At 64.7% G+C, this 17178-nt stretch carries 19 protein-coding genes and 1 pseudogene; 16 read left to right on the top strand and 4 right to left on the bottom strand.

What is annotated here, in order from left to right; all coding sequences use genetic code 11:
- Positions 1-145 precede the first annotated feature (145 nt).
- Positions 146-418, top strand: a complete 273-nt coding sequence (locus LQD11_RS04600) for a PilZ domain-containing protein (protein ID WP_238616453.1) — start codon at positions 146-148, stop codon at positions 416-418.
- Here the strand turns inward: LQD11_RS04600 and LQD11_RS04595 are convergent.
- Positions 415-1290: a lysophospholipid acyltransferase family protein gene (locus LQD11_RS04595; RefSeq protein WP_238616452.1), complete on the bottom strand. Its 876-nt coding sequence runs from the start codon at positions 1288-1290 to the stop codon at positions 415-417. The two genes, LQD11_RS04600 and LQD11_RS04595, sit on opposite strands and share 4 nt — an antisense overlap.
- Positions 1278-2108 (bottom strand): tRNA 2-thiocytidine biosynthesis TtcA family protein, encoded by an 831-nt coding sequence (locus tag LQD11_RS04590; protein WP_412851948.1) that lies wholly within the window; start codon positions 2106-2108, stop codon positions 1278-1280. Before LQD11_RS04590 ends, LQD11_RS04595 begins: the two co-directional genes overlap by 13 nt.
- A gap of 318 nt (positions 2109-2426) precedes the next feature.
- Between LQD11_RS04590 and pip the strand changes: the two genes are divergently transcribed.
- On the top strand, positions 2427-3383 hold the full coding sequence (pip, locus tag LQD11_RS04585) for a prolyl aminopeptidase (RefSeq protein WP_238616451.1): 957 nt from the start codon (positions 2427-2429) through the stop codon (positions 3381-3383).
- A complete protein-coding gene (gene dtd, locus LQD11_RS04580; protein WP_238616450.1) occupies positions 3380-3820 on the top strand; it encodes a D-aminoacyl-tRNA deacylase in 441 nt (146 codons plus the stop codon). The genes pip and dtd overlap by 4 nt, the downstream gene beginning before the upstream one ends.
- A 25-nt stretch (positions 3821-3845) precedes the next feature.
- Here dtd and fnr read toward each other — a convergent pair whose 3' ends face one another.
- Complete coding sequence (fnr, locus tag LQD11_RS04575; protein ID WP_238616449.1) at positions 3846-4628, bottom strand: fumarate/nitrate reduction transcriptional regulator Fnr; 783 nt, start codon at positions 4626-4628, stop codon at positions 3846-3848.
- 174 nt (positions 4629-4802) lie between these two features.
- Between fnr and hisB the strand changes: the two genes are divergently transcribed.
- From hisB to gpmI, 10 genes and pseudogenes are all read left to right on the top strand, one after another.
- Positions 4803-5396 (top strand): imidazoleglycerol-phosphate dehydratase HisB, encoded by a 594-nt coding sequence (hisB, locus tag LQD11_RS04570; RefSeq protein ID WP_238616448.1) that lies wholly within the window; start codon positions 4803-4805, stop codon positions 5394-5396.
- Between the two features lie 40 nt (positions 5397-5436).
- Positions 5437-6084 (top strand): imidazole glycerol phosphate synthase subunit HisH, encoded by a 648-nt coding sequence (gene hisH / locus LQD11_RS04565; RefSeq protein ID WP_238616447.1) that lies wholly within the window; start codon positions 5437-5439, stop codon positions 6082-6084.
- A gap of 26 nt (positions 6085-6110) precedes the next feature.
- A complete protein-coding gene (hisA, locus tag LQD11_RS04560; RefSeq protein ID WP_238616446.1) occupies positions 6111-6848 on the top strand; it encodes a 1-(5-phosphoribosyl)-5-[(5-phosphoribosylamino)methylideneamino]imidazole-4-carboxamide isomerase in 738 nt (245 codons plus the stop codon).
- Between the two features lie 14 nt (positions 6849-6862).
- On the top strand, positions 6863-7633 hold the full coding sequence (gene hisF / locus LQD11_RS04555) for an imidazole glycerol phosphate synthase subunit HisF (protein WP_238616445.1): 771 nt from the start codon (positions 6863-6865) through the stop codon (positions 7631-7633).
- 241 nt (positions 7634-7874) lie between these two features.
- Entirely contained in the window at positions 7875-8288 is a 414-nt protein-coding gene (gene hisI / locus LQD11_RS04550) for a phosphoribosyl-AMP cyclohydrolase (protein ID WP_238616444.1), read from the top strand.
- Positions 8278-8604 (top strand): phosphoribosyl-ATP diphosphatase, encoded by a 327-nt coding sequence (locus LQD11_RS04545; protein ID WP_008930908.1) that lies wholly within the window; start codon positions 8278-8280, stop codon positions 8602-8604. The genes hisI and LQD11_RS04545 overlap by 11 nt, the downstream gene beginning before the upstream one ends.
- Before the next feature lie 59 nt (positions 8605-8663).
- Positions 8664-8933 (top strand): Sec-independent protein translocase subunit TatA, encoded by a 270-nt coding sequence (gene tatA, locus LQD11_RS04540; protein WP_238616443.1) that lies wholly within the window; start codon positions 8664-8666, stop codon positions 8931-8933.
- A gap of 83 nt (positions 8934-9016) precedes the next feature.
- Positions 9017-9304, top strand: a pseudogene (gene tatB, locus LQD11_RS04535) (Sec-independent protein translocase protein TatB); the annotation flags it as partial.
- A 118-nt stretch (positions 9305-9422) separates the two neighbouring features.
- Positions 9423-10460 carry a twin-arginine translocase subunit TatC gene (tatC, locus tag LQD11_RS04530; RefSeq protein ID WP_238616442.1) on the top strand — a complete coding sequence of 346 codons (1038 nt, stop codon included), beginning with the start codon at positions 9423-9425 and terminating at the stop codon, positions 10458-10460.
- On the top strand, positions 10461-12008 hold the full coding sequence (gpmI, locus tag LQD11_RS04525) for a 2,3-bisphosphoglycerate-independent phosphoglycerate mutase (protein ID WP_238616441.1): 1548 nt from the start codon (positions 10461-10463) through the stop codon (positions 12006-12008).
- Here the strand turns inward: gpmI and LQD11_RS04520 are convergent.
- On the bottom strand, positions 12001-12543 hold the full coding sequence (locus LQD11_RS04520) for an FHA domain-containing protein (protein ID WP_008930913.1): 543 nt from the start codon (positions 12541-12543) through the stop codon (positions 12001-12003). The two genes, gpmI and LQD11_RS04520, sit on opposite strands and share 8 nt — an antisense overlap.
- Positions 12544-12699: 156 nt before the next feature.
- Here LQD11_RS04520 and gspC point away from each other — a divergent pair, with 156 nt between their 5' ends.
- Genes gspC through gspE form a run of 3 tightly spaced genes read left to right on the top strand, consistent with a single transcriptional unit; the run spans position 12700 to position 17166 of the window.
- On the top strand, positions 12700-13629 hold the full coding sequence (gene gspC, locus LQD11_RS04515; protein WP_238616440.1) for a type II secretion system protein GspC: 930 nt from the start codon (positions 12700-12702) through the stop codon (positions 13627-13629).
- A gap of 16 nt (positions 13630-13645) precedes the next feature.
- Entirely contained in the window at positions 13646-15625 is a 1980-nt protein-coding gene (gene gspD / locus LQD11_RS04510) for a type II secretion system secretin GspD (protein ID WP_238616439.1), read from the top strand.
- Positions 15622-17166, top strand: coding sequence for a type II secretion system ATPase GspE (gene gspE / locus LQD11_RS04505; protein WP_238616438.1), 1545 nt, complete (start codon positions 15622-15624; stop codon positions 17164-17166). The genes gspD and gspE overlap by 4 nt, the downstream gene beginning before the upstream one ends.
- The last annotated feature ends 12 nt before the right edge of the window (positions 17167-17178 follow it).

Genomic DNA, 17178 nt, shown 5'->3' with positions numbered 1-17178 from the left:
ATGCGGGGTCATGGTCCCGGCGGCGGACGGCTTCAAGGGCAATATATATTTGCTCTGGTAAATACCGCTAATACACAATAATCCGGATATAAGAACCTATGGGCATGAGTTTTCCACAGACCGCGGATGCAAGAGACGCCTACCCATGAGTCATGATCAGCGCAGACACCCACGGGTACCCATGGAAATCACGGTGGAGCTTCACTGTGATGATGAACCGCCCCGGCGCGTGCAGACCATTGATCTGAGTGGTGGCGGCGTGATGCTGCTGATCCCGGAGGGATCGGTTCCCGCGGAAGGGGCCGAAGTGAAGGTGAGGGTCTGCGGGCAGCTCGGGGATGGCGAGGCGCCGCCTCTGGTCAACGCCCGGGTGGTCAGGCGCCTGCCGGAAGGGGTGGCGGTGGAGTTCCTTCCCTAGTAGATTCGGTCCACTCCGGGCGGGCGGGTGGCGAAGCGCTTGTAGCTCCAGACGTATTGTTCGGGACACAGCCTGATCAACGTTTCCACGGCCTCGTTGATGGCGCGGGCCGCGACTTGCGGATCCGCTGCGTACACGGCTTCCGGCACCGGAATGCAGCGATAGCGGTATCCTTTTCCGGCCGGCAGGCGCTGCGCAAACGCGAACACGATCGGCACCCGTCGTGGCCCTGCCAGCCGGTTGAGCAGGGTCATGGTGAGGGCGGGGCGCCCGAAGAAGGGGGCAAAGATGCCGCGGGCGCCCTTGGGTGTCTGGTCCGGCAGCATGCCGATGAGCTCACCGCGGGCGACTGACCGCTGGATTTCCTTGATGCCGGCCATCGTCGTCGGCACCAGGCGGGCGCCGGTGGCTGCCCTGGCCTCCCTCAGGGGGCGGTCCAGGGCGGCCAGTCGGGGGGGGCGAAACAGGCTGGTCATGGTGCCGAAGCCGGCCGCGTGCAGCCCCGCGAACTCCCAGCTCCCCAGGTGGGGCGAGACCAGGAAGGCGCCCCGGCCCCGTGCCAGTGCCTGATTCAGGTGTTCCTCGCCCTCCACCCCCCTCAGTAGGGCCTGTACCCGCGCGCTGCCGGCATGCCAGAGCCAGGGGGCCTCCGTCAGTGCCTTGCCGGTTTCCATGAGGCTCTGACGGGCGATGCGGTGATGCCAGTCGGCATCCTGTTCCGGGAAGCAGGCGGCCACGTTGATCAGGGAGATGCGGCGTAGCTCGGTTCTCAGTATCCAGGCCAGCCAGCCCAGCAGGGCGCCCAGGGCATGGTTCATCCGCAAGGGCATGCGGGCCAGCAGGGCAAACAGGAGGCGGATCAGGAATTCCATGGCGATTCCGCCTGGGGGGCGTTCGCAAGAGCCCCGGCGGTGTCGGGGACATCCTCCAGTCCCACCGACATGAGCGGCGTCAGGGTGCGGATCAGGCTCTTGAACAGTCCCGGATTGTCCTGCTCCTCCCGGGCCAGCAGGGCCTTCATGTGGGGCCGCTGGGTGGGTTTGCCGAATCGGGTGGGGCAGTTTTCCTCCATGATGGGCAGTCCCGCCTTGTGTGCAAAGTCGCGGATCCGCCGCTCCCGGGCGTAGACCAGAGGTCTGATCACGCGCAGGTCTCCGGCCTCGATCCGGTAATGGGCCTTCATGGTCTTGAGTCGGCCGCCGTGGAAGGCGCTCATGAGAAAGCTCTCCGCCAGATCATCCAGGTGCTGTCCCAGGGCGATGACGTTGTAGCCCTGTTCCCGGGCCGTGCGGTAAATCAGGCCCCGCCGCATGCGGGAGCAGAAGGAACAGTAGGAGTGGTTGTCCAGGTGCTTTTCGGCCCGCGCCAGGATAGGCTCGCTCACATAGGCATAGGGTACGCCCAGTGCCTGGAGGTAGGGGATCAGGGCGCGTTTGTCGGTCAGACCTGTCTGGGGATCGATGGTGACGGCACCGACCTCGAAACGAACCGGTGCCCGTTGCCGGAAATACAACAACAGGTGCAGCAGGGTCAGGGAGTCCTTGCCGCCGGACAGGCCAAGGAGAATGCGGTCGCCGTCCCGGATCATGCGGAAATCGCCGATGGCGCGACCGGTATCCCGGATCAGGGAACGAGGGGGTTGAATCGGGCTGGACATGGCCGCCGAAGATACCCACTGGGCGGAATCCATGGCAAGTCTTTCCGTGGGAAAAAAAACTCCCACCATCCCTGGTGGGAGCGAGACCATCCCGGGTCCGGTGATTGAAGCGGCGCTCCCTGCCTGCCTGGTGGATCCATTCCACGCCTGGTCCGGAGACATCCCTTACCCCATCAACCCAGGATCCCTGGGAGGCGCTTCGTGCACCATGGGTATATGATTTCACAATGGCGGGGGCGGCGAACACTCCCCAAAAGCCATGAAAAACGAGGTTCAGGGCGGAAAACCTGTAGGGATTTTCTTACACGCGTGCCTTGAGCCTCCCTCTGAACCCGGAGAAGGTTTGTGCCCATGTCCGTTGATTCCCTGTTCCCCGACATTCGCCCCTATCGCACCCGGCATCTGGATGTGGATCCTCCCCATCGTCTCTATCTGGAAGAGTGCGGGTCTGAAGCGGGTTTGCCGGTGGTGTTTCTTCATGGGGGACCCGGCTCCGGGTGTGAACCCTGGCATCGGCGTTTCTTCGACCCCAACCGTTATCGCATCGTGTTGTTTGATCAGCGGGGGTGCGGACGTTCCACGCCGCATGCCTGCCTGGAAAGCAACACCACCTGGGATCTGGTGGCGGACATGGAGCGCATTCGCGAGTCGCTCGGGATCGATCGCTGGGTCCTGTTCGGCGGTTCCTGGGGTTCCACCCTGGCCCTGGCCTATGCGCAGACCCATCCCGAGCGGGTGCTGGGCATGGTGTTGCGGGGCATCTTCCTGTGCCGTGACGAGGATATCCGATGGTTCTACCAGGAGGGCGCCGGACGCCTGTTCCCCGACTACTGGGCCGACTATCTGACGCCGATTCCCGAAGCGGAGCGCAGTGACATGGTGGCCGCCTATTACCAGCGTCTGACCGGTGCGGACGAGGTGGCCCGCATGGCGGCCGCCAAGGCCTGGTCGGAGTGGGAAGGGCGCACGGCGACCCTGATCACCAATCCCGCCGTGGTGGGGCATTTTCAGAACCCTTTCACCGCCCTGAGTCTGGCCCGCATCGAGTGCCATTATTTCCGGCATCAGGCCTTCCTGGCGCCGGGGCAGCTACTGCGCGACGCCCATCGTCTGGCGGAGATTCCGGGTTACATCGTCCATGGACGTTATGACGTGGTGTGCCCGGTGGATCAGGCCTGGGCTCTGCACCATGCCTGGCCCCGGGCGGAGTTCACCATCGTGCCGGACGCCGGCCATTCCGCCGGTGAGCCGGGGATTGCCCAGGCGCTGGTGAGGGCAACCCAGGCGCTGGCGGATCGCCTGACATGATCGCCCTGCTGCAGCGGGTGAGTCAGGCCCGGGTGGTGGTGAGCGGCGAGACCGTCGGCGAGATCGGCCCCGGCATCCTGGCCCTGGTGGGGGTGGTGCGGGAGGATGGTCCCGCCCAGGTGGAGCGTCTGCTGGAGCGGATGCTGGGTTATCGCCTGTTCGAGGACGAGCAGGGGCGCATGAACCTGAGTCTGCGGGAGACCGGGGGCGGCCTGTTGCTGGTGCCTCAGTTCACCCTGGCGGCGGATACCCGCAAGGGCATGCGGGCCAGCTTTACCCCGGCGGCGGATCCGCGGGCCGGGGAGGTTCTGTTCGATCAACTGGTGGTCCGGGCGCGGGAAGTCTGGCCGCGGGTGGCCACCGGCCGGTTCGGCGCCGACATGGCCGTATCCCTCACCAACGACGGCCCCGTGACCTTCTGGATCGAGGCCCGCTAGATCACCTTGAGCCGTTGGCCGTCCCTCATGCCGGGGGCGACTTGCCGTTACCGTTGTGGTGGTTGCGCAGGTCTTCCACCGGCTGGGTGCCTGCCACGGTATAGAGTCCATCCAGGTCGTAGATGGTGATCAACTTGCGTCGTACCTGGATCAGTCCGGCGGCCTGGAAGCGGGTGAAGAGTCGACTCACCGTCTCCACCGCCAGGCCCAGGTAGTTGGCGATGTCGTTTCTCGACATGGTGAGGTTGAATTCCGTGCGCGAGAACCCACGTATGCCCAGGCGGTTGGAAAGGCTGAGGAGGAAGGCGGCAAGCCGGGCATCGGAGGCCTTCTTGCCCAGCAGCATCATGAAGTGCTCGTCGGTCTGGATTTCCCGGCTCATGATGCGAAAAAGCTGGTGTTGGAGTCCCGGGATGCGAACCGAAAGCTCCTCGAGACGGTCGAAGGGGATTTCGCAGATGCTGGTGGTTTCCAGGGCGCGGGCGGCGCAGGGATGGACGCCGTCGCTGATGGCGTCCAGGCCCAGCAGTTCGCCGGGCAGGTGAAAGCCCGTGATCTGTTCCTGGCCGTCATCGGTGAGGGTGTAGGTCTTCACCGTGCCGGAACGAACGGCGTAAATGGATGTCATACGGTCGCCGGGGCGATAGAGGTGATCCTTGCGCTGCAGGGGTCGTTTTCGGTTGATGATCCGTTCGAGCAACTGCAGCTCTTCATCGCCGACCCCCAGGGGCAGGCACAGATCGTGGAGACTGCAGCTCTTGCAGGCTTGCTTGAGACTGCCTAGATCAAGGATCTTCGGGGCGGACATGCGGGTTCAACCACTCCTGCAGCCTTTCGGCCGCCAGCTCATTGCCGAGGTTCGGTACGCACTGACTCGGCACCTTACCCAAAGCCGGGCCGGGAGACAAGCCGGCAGGACTCACCGTGGGCGCAAGGCTGTGGTAGGATGGCCCATTGAATCTTCATTAGTGCTTCAGCGCCCATGACTTCCCGTACAGCCCAGATCACGCGCGATACCCTGGAAACCCGGATCCAGGTCACCCTCAACCTGGACGGCCAGGGTCGCGGCGAATTCGCCACCGGCGTCCCCTTCCTGGACCACATGCTGGATCAGGTGGCCCGCCACGGCTGTATCGACCTGTCCATTCAGGCGGACGGCGATCGCCATATCGATGACCATCATACGGTGGAAGACATCGGTATCGCCCTGGGGCAGGCCATGGCCCAGGCGGTGGGGGACAAGCAGGGGATACGCCGTTACGGCCATGCCTATGTGCCCCTGGATGAAGCCCTGTCCCGGGTGGTTGTCGACTTTTCCGGTCGCCCGGGCCTGCAGTATCACGTGACCTACCCCAGGGATCGCATCGGCCGGTTCGAGGTGGAGTTGTTCGAGGAGTTCTTCCAGGGCTTCGTCAATCATGCCCGCGTCACCCTGCACCTGGACTGTCTGCGGGGCAGGAACGCCCATCATATCGCCGAAACCCTGTTCAAGGCCTTCGGCCGCGCCCTGCGCATGGCGCTGGAGCCGGACCCCCGCATGCAGGGGGTGATGCCCTCCACCAAGGGCGTGCTCTGAACGTATCCGTCTTCCCGGCCCGACTTTCGAAGAACCCTTTATGAATACTGTTGCGGTGGTGGATTACGGCATGGGCAACCTGCGCTCCGTGGTCAAGGCCCTGGAGCACGCGGCCCCGGCCGGCACCCGGGTGCTGCTTACGGATCGCCCCGCTGACATCCTGGAAGCGGACAGGGTGGTCTTCCCCGGCCAGGGGGCGGCCCGTGACTGCATGCAGGCCCTTGATCAGCGGGGATTGTCGGGGGTATTGCGCGAGACGGCGCTGACCCGGCCGTTCCTGGGCATCTGCATGGGCATGCAGGTGCTCATGGATCACAGTGAGGAAAACGGGGGTACCCGGTGCCTGGGGATCGTCCCGGGGCGGGTGCACTGGTTTGGCGTCGATCTGACCGATGCCCGGGGCGAGCGCCTGAAGATCCCCCACATGGGCTGGAATCGGGTCCACCAGGTCCATGCCCATCCACTGTGGGCCGGCATCGAGCAGGACAGTCGTTTCTATTTTGTGCACAGCTATTATGTCGAGCCGGCCGCCCTCCAGGTGGTGGCGGGTACCACGGACTACGGGATGCCGTTCACCTCGGCCATCGCCAAGGACCATATCTTCGCCATCCAGTGTCATCCGGAAAAGAGCGCCGCCACGGGTCTGACCCTGCTGCGCAATTTCATGCACTGGACCGGCGGCGTCTGAAATCAGTCAATCAGGGGAATTAGATCATGCTGGTGATCCCGGCCATCGACCTCAAGGACGGCAAGTGTGTGCGGCTGCGCCAGGGGCGCATGGATGACTCGACGATATTTTCCGAAAGCCCGGTGGAGATGGCGGCGCGCTGGGTGGACGAAGGTGCAAGAAGGCTGCATCTGGTGGATCTGGACGGCGCCATCGCCGGCCGTCCCCGCAACGCGGACATCATCGGCGAGATCGTGTCGCGCTTCCCCGACCTGCCGGTGCAGGTGGGTGGCGGCATCCGTGACGACGACACGGTGCAGGCCTATCTGGATGCGGGCGTACAGTGGGTGATCATCGGCACCAAGGCCGTCAGCGCTCCCCACTTCGTCAATGACCTGTGCCTGGAGTTTCCCGGACGCATCATCGTCGGGCTGGATGCCAAGAACGGCAAGGTGGCCATCGACGGCTGGTCCAAGCTGTCCCATCACGATGTGGAAGACATGGCCAGGCACTTTGAGCAGGACGGCGTGGCCGGCATCATCTTCACCGACATCTCCCGCGACGGCATGATGCAGGGGGTGAACGTGGACTCCACCGTGAGCCTGGCCCGTTCGGTGAACATCCCGGTATTCGCCTCCGGCGGCGTCACCAATATTGAGGATATCCGCCGTCTGTGCGCGGTGGAAGACGAGGGAGTCACTGGCGTCATCGTCGGGCGCGCCCTTTACGAAGGTACCCTCAGTCTTGCCGAGGCCCAGGCCCTGGCGGACCAGAACGCCGCCTGAGCCCAGGGTCGACCATGCTTGCCAAGAGAATCATCCCCTGTCTGGACGTGGACCGTGGCCGCGTGGTCAAGGGCGTCAACTTCGTCGAGATCCGGGATGCCGGTGATCCGGTGGAGATCGCCCGGCGCTATGATGCCGAAGGGGCCGATGAACTCACCTTCCTGGACATCACCGCCAGTTCCGATGAGCGCGAAACCATCGTGCACGTGGTGGAGCAGGTGGCCGAACAAGTGTTCATCCCCCTGACGGTGGGGGGCGGCATTCGCCGGGTCGAAGACATCCGGCGCCTGCTCAATGCGGGGGCGGACAAGGTGTCCATCAATACCGCTGCGGTCTTCAACCCGGATTTCGTGCGCGAGGCGGCGGACCGGGTCGGTTCCCAGTGCATCGTCGTGGCCATCGACGCCAAGCAGGTGTCCGCGCCGGGGGAGCCCCTGCGCTGGGAGATCTTCACCCACGGCGGTCGCAAGCCCACCGGGCTGGATGCCATCGATTGGGCCCGGCGCATGGTGGACAACGGAGCGGGCGAGATCCTGCTCACCAGCATGGACCGGGACGGCACCCGTCAGGGCTTCGACCTGCCGCTCACCCGGGCCATCGCCGACGCGGTGACGGTACCGGTGATCGCCTCCGGCGGCGTGGGGCATCTTCAGCATCTGGTGGAGGGGGTCACCGAGGGGCACGCGGACGCGGTACTGGCCGCCAGCATCTTTCATTTCGGTGAGCACACCGTGGGCGAGGCCAAGCAATACATGGCCGAACGGGGTGTCGAGATTCGCCTGTAGGGTGACCTGAAGAGGTCATTTTCGTTTCGGGGCAGGTCATCGGCGCCTCTGGGCATGTCGTTCCCGCGAAAGCGGGAATCCAGCGGCGGATTGAACATCCTGGACTCCCGCCTTCGCGGGAGGACGGCAAAAGGGCCTTCGGGGTAGAACTTCCTTGGGGGCATGTTCCCCGGTTGCTGGTAAATTCCCCCGCCAACGGTTTAAAGTACATGCCCGATACCTATATCCCCAGACTTGGTGCATGACCCTGAAAACTCCCCTGGACATGATTCGATGGAATGCCGACGGTCTTGTCCCCGTCATCGCCCAGGACCATGCCGATGGCTGCGTGCTGATGGTCGCCTGGATGAACCGCGAGGCCCTGGCCCGTACCCTGGAAATCGGCGAGGCGGTCTACTGGTCGCGCTCCCGGGCCCGGCTGTGGCACAAGGGGGAAAGCTCGGGGCATGTGCAGGTGGTGCATGACCTGCGGCTGGACTGCGATCGCGACGTGATCCTGCTGAAGGTGGAGCAGAAAGGCGGCATCGCCTGTCATACCGGTCGGCGCCATTGTTTCTATCATCAGTATCGGGACGGTGAATGGGTGGAAGTCGATCCGGTTCTCAAGGATCCGGCGGCCATCTACGGTGAGGAGGCCCCTTCCCATGGCCGATGATCGCATCCTCGAACAGCTGGCTCGGGTGCTGGAGTCCCGCAAGGGCGCGGATGCCTCCAGTTCCTATGTGGCGAGTCTGTATGCCAAGGGGCTGGACAGCATCCTCAAGAAGGTGGGCGAGGAAGCCACCGAGACGGTGGTGGCCGCCAAGAACGGCGATCCCGAGCAGCTGATCCATGAGACCGCCGATCTGTGGTTCCACACCCTGGTGATGCTGGCACAGCAGGGGCTGGGTCCGGGCCAGGTGCTGGCGGAACTGGAACGGCGTTTCGGTCTGTCGGGGTTGGAGGAGAAGGCGGCGCGCGGCGCCCGCTAGTCCGCCGCTCACGATACGGATCACAGCGGATACATTACTGACACATCTGGAGGCATCTCATGGGTTTTGGCGGCATCAGCATCTGGCAATTGCTCATCATCCTGGTCATCGTGGTCCTGCTGTTCGGGACCAAGAAGCTGCGCAACATGGGCGGCGATCTGGGCAGCGCCATCAAGAATTTCCGGCAATCGGTCCGTGAAGGCGAAGCCGAGGCCGACAAGGGTAATGAAGATACGCAGCACAAGCCCCTGGAAGACAAGCCCGGTCGCGTATTCGAGGCCGAGGCCACCACCGAGAACAAGACCCGGGAAGGCGAGCGTCACTCCTGATTCCCGACAGGTCTTCATGCCGGGCGGCGGCCGTCAGGCCCCGCCCGACCCATCCTCATAACCGCGGCGGTTGATACGGACGCATGTTCGATTTCGGATTCTGGGAACTCATCGTCATCGGCCTGGTGGCGCTTCTGGTCGTGGGGCCGGAACGCCTGCCCAAGCTGGCCCGTGAAATCGGTCGCTGGGTCGGCAAGATCCGTCGTTTCGTCAGCAGCGTGCGCTCCGATATCGAACAGGAGTTGCGGACCGAAGAACTCAAGAAGATGCTTGAGGACCAGGAGCGGGAGATCGGCCGCCTCAAGACCATGATGCAGGATACGGAGCAGGATCTGCGTCGGTCGGTGGACAAGACCCGGGATCGGGTCAGGTCCGTGGAGGATGAGGTCAAGGAAGGCAACGCTCCGGCGGCGTCTGGTGATGCCGGGGCCGGTAAACCTCCCGCCTCGTCGACGCCCCCCGAGTCCGATCAGACCCGGAAATCAGACCATGAATCATAATTCCGAGTCCCCCCAGGCCGGGAACGAGGCCGAGGGGACCCTGCTGTCCCATCTGGTGGAACTGCGTACCCGGCTGCTGCGCAGCGTGCTGGCAATCCTGCTGGTCTTCCTGGTGCTGTTCCCCTTTGCCAATCCCATCTACACCTTCCTGGCCGGGCCGCTGATGGTGCACCTGCCGGAAGGCAGCAGCATGATCGCCATCGAGGTGGCGGCGCCGTTCCTGATCCCCTTCAAGCTGGTATTGATGCTGGCGATCGTGATCTCGGTGCCCTTCCTGCTGTATCAGGCCTGGGCGTTCATCGCTCCGGGGTTGTACCGGCACGAGAAGCGGCTGGCCATGCCCCTGCTCATCTCCAGCACCATCCTGTTCTATCTGGGGATGGCTTTTGCCTATTTCGTGGTTTTCCCGCTGATCTTCGCCTTCTTCACCGCCTCGGCCCCGGAAGGGGTCGCGGTGATGACGGACATTTCCCGCTACCTGGATTTTGTCATCCTGCTGTTTTTGGCTTTTGGCATCGCCTTCGAAGTGCCCATCGCCACCATCCTGCTGGTGGCCATGGGGCTGACCACGCCTCAGCAGCTGGCGGCCAAGCGGCCCTATGTCATCGTCGGCGTGTTCGTGGTCGGCATGATCCTCACCCCGCCGGACATCATTTCCCAGACCCTGCTGGCGTTGCCCATGTGGTTGCTGTTCGAGATCGGGATCGTGTTGTCGAAGATTCTGGTCAAGAAGAAGGCAGCCCGGGAGGCAGCGGAAGGGGAAGACCCTCCGCCCGCCGATGATCCGCCGGGTCGCCCCGCCGCCGCGCAAGAGGCATCCGACCTGTCGGCCAGGGCCGCGGCGGCCGCCGCCAAGGCCCGCGCCAAGGCCGCCACCGCCGCCGCCCGTGCCCGCCAAGGTCGCGGAAATGAAACCGATCAGCCACTTTCGGCGTCTGAGATGGATGAAGCCCTGGATCAGGCCGAGGCGGAGGAGCGTCGGCTACGGGGTGGTTCGGATAATCCCAAGCCAAAACAGGACAACTGAATGACGCAGCCTTCCCTCAACACCCCCCGTCGTCCCACGTTGCTGGTCATCATGGACGGGGTGGGGGTCAATCCGGGCAAGCTCAACAACGCCTATCACGATGCCGCCACGCCCCGGCTGGATCAGTATTTCGCCAACCACCCCCATACCTTGCTGGAGGCGTCGGGCCGGGCCGTGGGGTTGCCGGACGGGCAGATGGGCAATTCCGAGGTGGGGCACCTGACCCTGGGTTGCGGCGCCGTCATCCGGCAGGACCTGGTGCGCATCGATGATGCCATCGAGGACGGCAGTTTCATGGACAATGAGGCCCTGACGGCAGCCGCAAAGGCCGCTGCCGCTGCCGGCCGTCCCCTGCATCTGGTGGGGCTGGTGTCCGACGGTGGGGTGCATAGCCACCTTCGTCACCTGCACGCCCTGATCGATCTGTGCGCCCGCCATCGTGCCCGGCCGGCGATCCACATGATCACCGACGGCCGCGATACCGCGCCCAAGTCATCTCCCGGTTATGTTCCCGCGCTGGAAAAGGCCTTGAAATCCTGCGGTGGTCAGATCGCCACCGTGACGGGCCGGTATTACGCCATGGACCGCGACAAGCGCTGGGACCGTACCCAGCTGGCCTTTGATGCCATGGTGCACGGCAAGGGTGCGCGGGCCTCCAGTGCGGCCGCGGCCCTGTCCGCCGCCCACGAGGCGGGCGAAACCGATGAATTCATCAAGCCCCGGGTCATCGACAAGAGTGGTCTGATTCGCGGCGGCGACCCGGTGCTGTTCTTCAACTTCCGCAATGACCGTCCCCGCCAGCTCACGGAAGCCCTGAGCGGCCCGAATTTCGCCCACTTCGATCGGGGCGATTTCACCCCGGCCGCCGTGACCTGCCTGACCCTCTATGATGCCCGCTATGAACTGCCGGTGGCCTTTCTGCCCGAGCGTCCCCGGGTGACCCTGTCACGGGTCCTGAGCGAGGCGGGCCTGAAACAGTTTCATTGCGCCGAGACGGAGAAATACGCCCATGTCACCTTCTTCTTCAATGGTGGCGTGGAGGCCCCCGCTGAAGGTGAAGAACATGTCATGATCCCTTCGCCCAAGGTGGCCACCTACGATCTCAAGCCGGAGATGAGTGCCCCCGAGGTGGCCGACGCCACCATCCAGGCCCTGGAAAGCGGTCAGTACGATTTCATCCTGGTGAACTTCGCCAATGGCGACATGGTGGGGCATACCGCGGTCTATGAAGCGGTGGTGAGCGCGGTGGAAGCCTTGGATACCGCCGTGGGACGGGTGCTGGACGTGGCCGTGGCAAAGGGGTATTCCGTGATCCTCACCGCCGACCACGGCAACTGCGAGGAATTGATCGATCCCGCCACCGGCGAACCCCACACCCAGCACAGCATGTATCCGGTGCCCTGTCTGATCATCGACAGCGGAGTCAAGCATCTGCTGACCGGCGCGGGCCTGAGCGCCATCGCACCCACTGTGCTGCAGCTCATGGGGCTGGATCAGCCCCGGGAGATGACCGGCAGGTCGTTGCTGCTCGATACCTTCGTCAGGTGACGAGCGCGCTTTCCCGACAGTAGAAATACACCAGGTTGTCGGCGTTTTCCGTCAGTGGAGAGCCCAGACTCAGATAGCCGGATCCGGTGAGGGGGGCGGCATCCTGGTGGAGGAAACGGATCTTGCCGGTCTTGTCCTGCAGGTAGGTGCCGTTGAGGCTCTGGTCAATGAGTACGAACCCGCCATCGCGGCATTCGACCCGGGCATGGCGGCGGGAGACGAATTCCTTGGGCACGACCAGGTCGCACTGCCGGTTCCGTCCCATCATGAAACTCTCATCCGTGGGCTGGAGATTGACCACCGCGTCACGGTAATGCAGGAGCAGGCTGCCGCCGGACGGCTGTTCGGCGGACTTTGAGGGCTTGGGTGCACTGACTGGGGCTGTTGTGTGTTCCCGATCCTCGGTGACGTCACCGCTGCGGCGATCCACCAGACGGCGCCGATTCTTGGTGACCCATTCACCGGAGCTGTCCCGAAACGGGTAGTTGGGGCGTCTTTCGTAGCGACGTCGCTCTCCCTTTCTTCTGAGATCCATGCCCGTGTGCTCCGCGACAAGATGTAAACCGTCTCAGTATAAACCAATCGTCCGTGGGCAAACCTGGGGCGCTGTCACGGACTTGGCATGGTGGCAGGGTCCGTCCCCATGCTAGGATCGGCTGCACTTGGCCTTATTTCTCATCAGGTTATCGCCATGTTGAGCGCATCCAGGATCATTTCCGCACACGGCGCCGGCCCGACCCCGGAGGTCATGGCTCGCCTGGGGAAGTGGCTGGCCCTGTTGCTGGTGGTGATGTTGGCCTGGACACTGGCGCAGCTCACCTGGACCTTGTTTGCGCCGCGGGAGACGGGGCCCCTGCCGGTGGCGCGGGACTTGCCTTCATACCCCCTTGCCGCGACGTCCCGAGCCGATGAGGTCCACCGCTTGGCCGCCGTGGCCGATTTGCAACTGTTCGGCCATGCGCAAGCCGTGGCCGAAGCCCCGGTGGTGCCCACGGAGGCACCGGAAACCCGCCTGCGCCTGACGCTGAAGGGCGTGGTGGCCTCCTCTGCCGAGCCCGTCCTGGGCGTGGCCTTGATCGCCGATGATCGCCAGAATGAGCGGCATTACCGGGTGGGCGCGGAGTTGCCGGGAGGTGCCCGGCTGGAACAGATTTTCAGTGATCGGGTGATCCTCTCCCGTGAAGGCCGCTTTGAAATGCTGCGCCTGCCCAGAGAGACCCTGGACAGTGCGGCGGTGGTGCCGGCCTCTCAACCCGCCCAGGTCGGCACCGCCGCGCCGGCACCGCCGTTGCGGGATGCGGGGCTGGCGGCCAGCCTGGCAACGCGACGGGATACTTGGCTGCAGGAACCTTCCCAGTTCATGGAAAGCATCCGGGTGCGGCCGGTGATGGAGCAGGGGGTGATGAAGGGGTTTGCCGTTTCCCCCCGCAGGGATCCGGCCCTGTTCCGCCAGGCGGGACTTCGCCCCGGCGATGTGGTAACCGGGATCAACGGCACCCCGGTCAACGCCATCAGCGATCCCCAGGCCCTGATGGCCGAGTTGGCACAGGTCACCGAGGTCACCCTGGACCTTGAGCGTCAGGGCCGCGCCATGTCATTGACCCTGCCCATCGGGCAGTGATGGAGAGCTGCATTACATGAGTGGACGTTGCCGAAAGTGTTTGATCCTGTGCCTGCTGGCGATCACCTGCCTGCTGCCGGTCGTGCCGGTGGCCGAGGAAAACGGCGCCACCCTCAATTTCCGGGACGTGGATATCCAGGCCCTGATCAACTACGTCTCCGAGGAGACCCAGACCAATTTCATCGTGGATCCCCGGGTCCGCGGTCGGGTCACCCTGGTCTCGGGTCGTCCGGTCAGTCGCGCGGAACTGTACGAGATCTTCCTGTCGGTACTGCGGGTTCATGGCTTTGCCGCCGTCCAGACCGACGGAGTGATCAAGCTGGTACCCGATGCCATCGCCAAGCAGGCGGAAGTCCCCACCGCCTCCGAGCGCAGTCCGTTGCAGGGGGATGAGTACGTCACCCGGGTGATTTCGGTGACCCACGTGGACGCGGCCCAGCTGGTACCCATCCTCCGGCCCCTGATCCCCCAGAGCGGTCATCTGGCCGCGTCCCCGGAATCCAATACCCTGGTCATCTCCGATACCGCCGCCAACGTCAATCGGTTGGTGGGCATCATCGGCCGGATCGACCAGGAAAGCCGGGAGGACATGGAGGTGATTCCGCTTCAGCATGCCGCCGCCGCGGAGGTGGCGCGGATCATCAGTACCATGGAGGGGGCCGAAGGTCGTCAACGCCCCGGCTCGCGCCTGCAGGTGATGGCGGACGAGCGCACCAACAGCATCCTGCTGAGCGGCGATCCCAAGCGCCGCATCCCCGTGCGGGCGGTGATTTCCCATCTGGATATTCCCATGGAGGGAGGCAACACCCGGGTCATCTATCTGCGCTACGCCAAGGCCGAGGACGTGGCCGAGGTCCTTCGGGGGCTGGCCGCCTCCATGGAGGCGGCCGGCGGCGGTGGGGCCGGTGCCGGGCGAGGAGGCAGCATTCATGTGCAAGCCCATGAGAGCACCAATGCGGTGGTGATCAGTGCGCCGCCGGATGTGATCCGGGACATGCGCGCGGTGATCCAGCAGCTGGACGTGCGCCGCGCCCAGGTCCTGGTGGAGGCGATCATCGCCGAAGTGTCCACCGAGCGCGCCCGGGAACTGGGGGTTCAGTGGGGTATCGGCTCCGAGCGCGACGGCGTCGGGATCATCAACTTCGGCAGCTCCGGTTCCGGGCTTTATCAGCTGACCCGGGGTTTCCTGGCCGGCGGCACGGACCTGCCCAGCCTGGGGGATGGCCTGACCCTGGGGGGCATCGGCCAGTCCGGCGGGACCACCATCGCCACCCTGATCCGGGCCTTGGCCGGAGATTCCGCCAGCAACATCCTCTCCACCCCCAGCCTGCTGACCATGGACAACGAGGAGGCCGAGATCATCGTCGGCCAGAACGTCCCCTTTCGTTCCGGTCGGGCCATCGAACAGTCCGGTCAGGCCTTCGACACCATCCAGCGCCAGGACGTGGGGGTGAAGCTCACGGTCCGTCCCCAGATCAACGAGGGCAATGCGGTGAAACTGGAGATCGAGCAGGAAGTCTCCCAGGTGGCCCCCAGGATCAGCGGCCAGGATGCCGCGGATCTGATCACCAACAAACGCAGCCTGCGCACCAGCGTGATGGTGGACGACGGGCAGATGGTGGTGTTGGGCGGGCTGATCGATGATGTCCTGGTACAGACCCGCAACAAGGTGCCGGGCCTGGGCGACATTCCCGGCCTCGGGCGGCTGTTCCGTTACGACACCTCCAGCAAGGAAAAACGCAATCTGATGGTCTTCCTGCATCCGGTGATCATTCGGGACCACAATGACATGACCGGACAGACGGCGGCCAAGTACAACTACATCCGGGCCGAGCAGCTGCGGTCCCGTGCCCAGGGGGTGTTGATGATGCCCGACGACACGGTGCCGGTGCTGCCTGACTGGGAAGCGTTGCTGCATCTGCCACCGCCCTTCGAGGCCTCCGCGGCCGCCACGGTGCGGGGCCTGTCCATCCAGCCGCCACCGGGGCGTCAATGAACGCCCGCGGCGCGCTGGAGGCCGTGGACGCGCTGTCCGTCACTCCACTGGATGGGGATGCCTCGGCTCCGTCCCCGGTGCGGGGGGTGAGTTTCGGCTTTGCCCGGCGTCACGGGGTCGTGGTCATGGAAGACTCGGGCGGAGTCCCGCGGGTGGTCTGTCGACCGGGTGTCGCCAGTCAGACCCTGGCCGAGCTGCGTCGCCATCTGGGGCGCCCCCTGATCCTGGAAACGGTGCCGGCGGAACAGTTCGACCTCCTGCTGCGCACCCGCTACGAGAGCAGCAGCAACGACGCCATGCAGCTGATGGAAGGCATGGGAGAAGACGAGGACCTGGACAGCGTCGCCCAGAGCCTGGCCGAACCGGAAGATCTGCTGGAGACGGAAGATGACGCCCCCATCATTCGTCTCATCAATGCCCTGCTCACCGAGGCCATCAAGGAAAACGCCTCGGACATCCATATCGAGCCCTTCGAGAACCGTCTTACCGTGCGTTTCCGGGTGGACGGGGTGTTGCGTGAAGTGCTGGAACCGCCCAGGGTCCTGGCACCGCTGATCACCTCGCGGATCAAGGTCATGGCCCGTCTGGACATTGCGGAAAAACGTCTGCCCCAGGATGGGCGCATCTCCCTGAAGCTGGCGGGCCGGGCGGTGGACGTGCGCGTCTCCACGCTGCCCTGCGGCCACGGCGAGCGGGTGGTGCTGCGCCTGCTGGACAAGCAGGCCGGGCGCCTTGACCTGAGCCATCTGGGCATGGACCCCGCCACCCTGACGGTGATGCAGCGGGTGATTGCACGGCCCCACGGCATCATCCTGGTCACCGGCCCCACCGGTTCGGGCAAGACCACGACCCTCTATGCGGCCCTGTCCCAGCTCAATGACCGCAAGCGCAACATCCTCACGGTGGAAGATCCCATCGAATACTATCTGGACGGCATCGGCCAGACCCAGATCAACAGCAAGGTGGACATGACCTTCGCCCGGGGGTTGCGGGCCATCCTGCGGCAGGACCCGGACGTGGTGATGGTGGGGGAGATCCGTGACGTGGATACGGTCCACATCGCCGTCCAGGCCAGTCTCACCGGCCATCTGGTCTTTTCCACCCTGCATACCAATACCGCGGTGGGGGCGGTGACCCGGCTGCGGGACATGGGCGTGGAGCCCTTCCTGCTGTCCTCCACCCTGGTGGGCCTGCTGGCCCAGCGCCTGGTGCGCCTGCTCTGCGATCACTGCAAGGCCCCGTACCGGGCCTCCGCGGCCGACAGCCGTCTGCTGGGGTTGCCGCCGGGGGAACACACCCTGTTCCGTGCCGTGGGTTGCCCCGAATGCAATCACCTGGGCTACCGGGGCCGTACCGGCATCTACGAACTGGTGGAGGTGGACGAGACCCTCCGCACCCTGATCCATGACGGCGCCGGCGAGCAGGCCATGGAACGCCACGCCCGCCAGTGTACGGCCAGCATCCGCCAGGACGGCATTCGTCGCATCCTGGCCGGCCACACCACGCCGGAGGAGGTCCTGCGGGTCACCAAGGAAGATTGACCGCCGATGCGT

Origin of the sequence: Ectothiorhodospira shaposhnikovii, assembly GCF_022227765.1 — a bacterium.
Taxonomy (GTDB): Bacteria; Pseudomonadota; Gammaproteobacteria; order Ectothiorhodospirales; family Ectothiorhodospiraceae; genus Ectothiorhodospira.
Note: the sequence above shows the minus strand (reverse complement) of the source record. Positions and strands in the feature narration are given on the sequence as shown.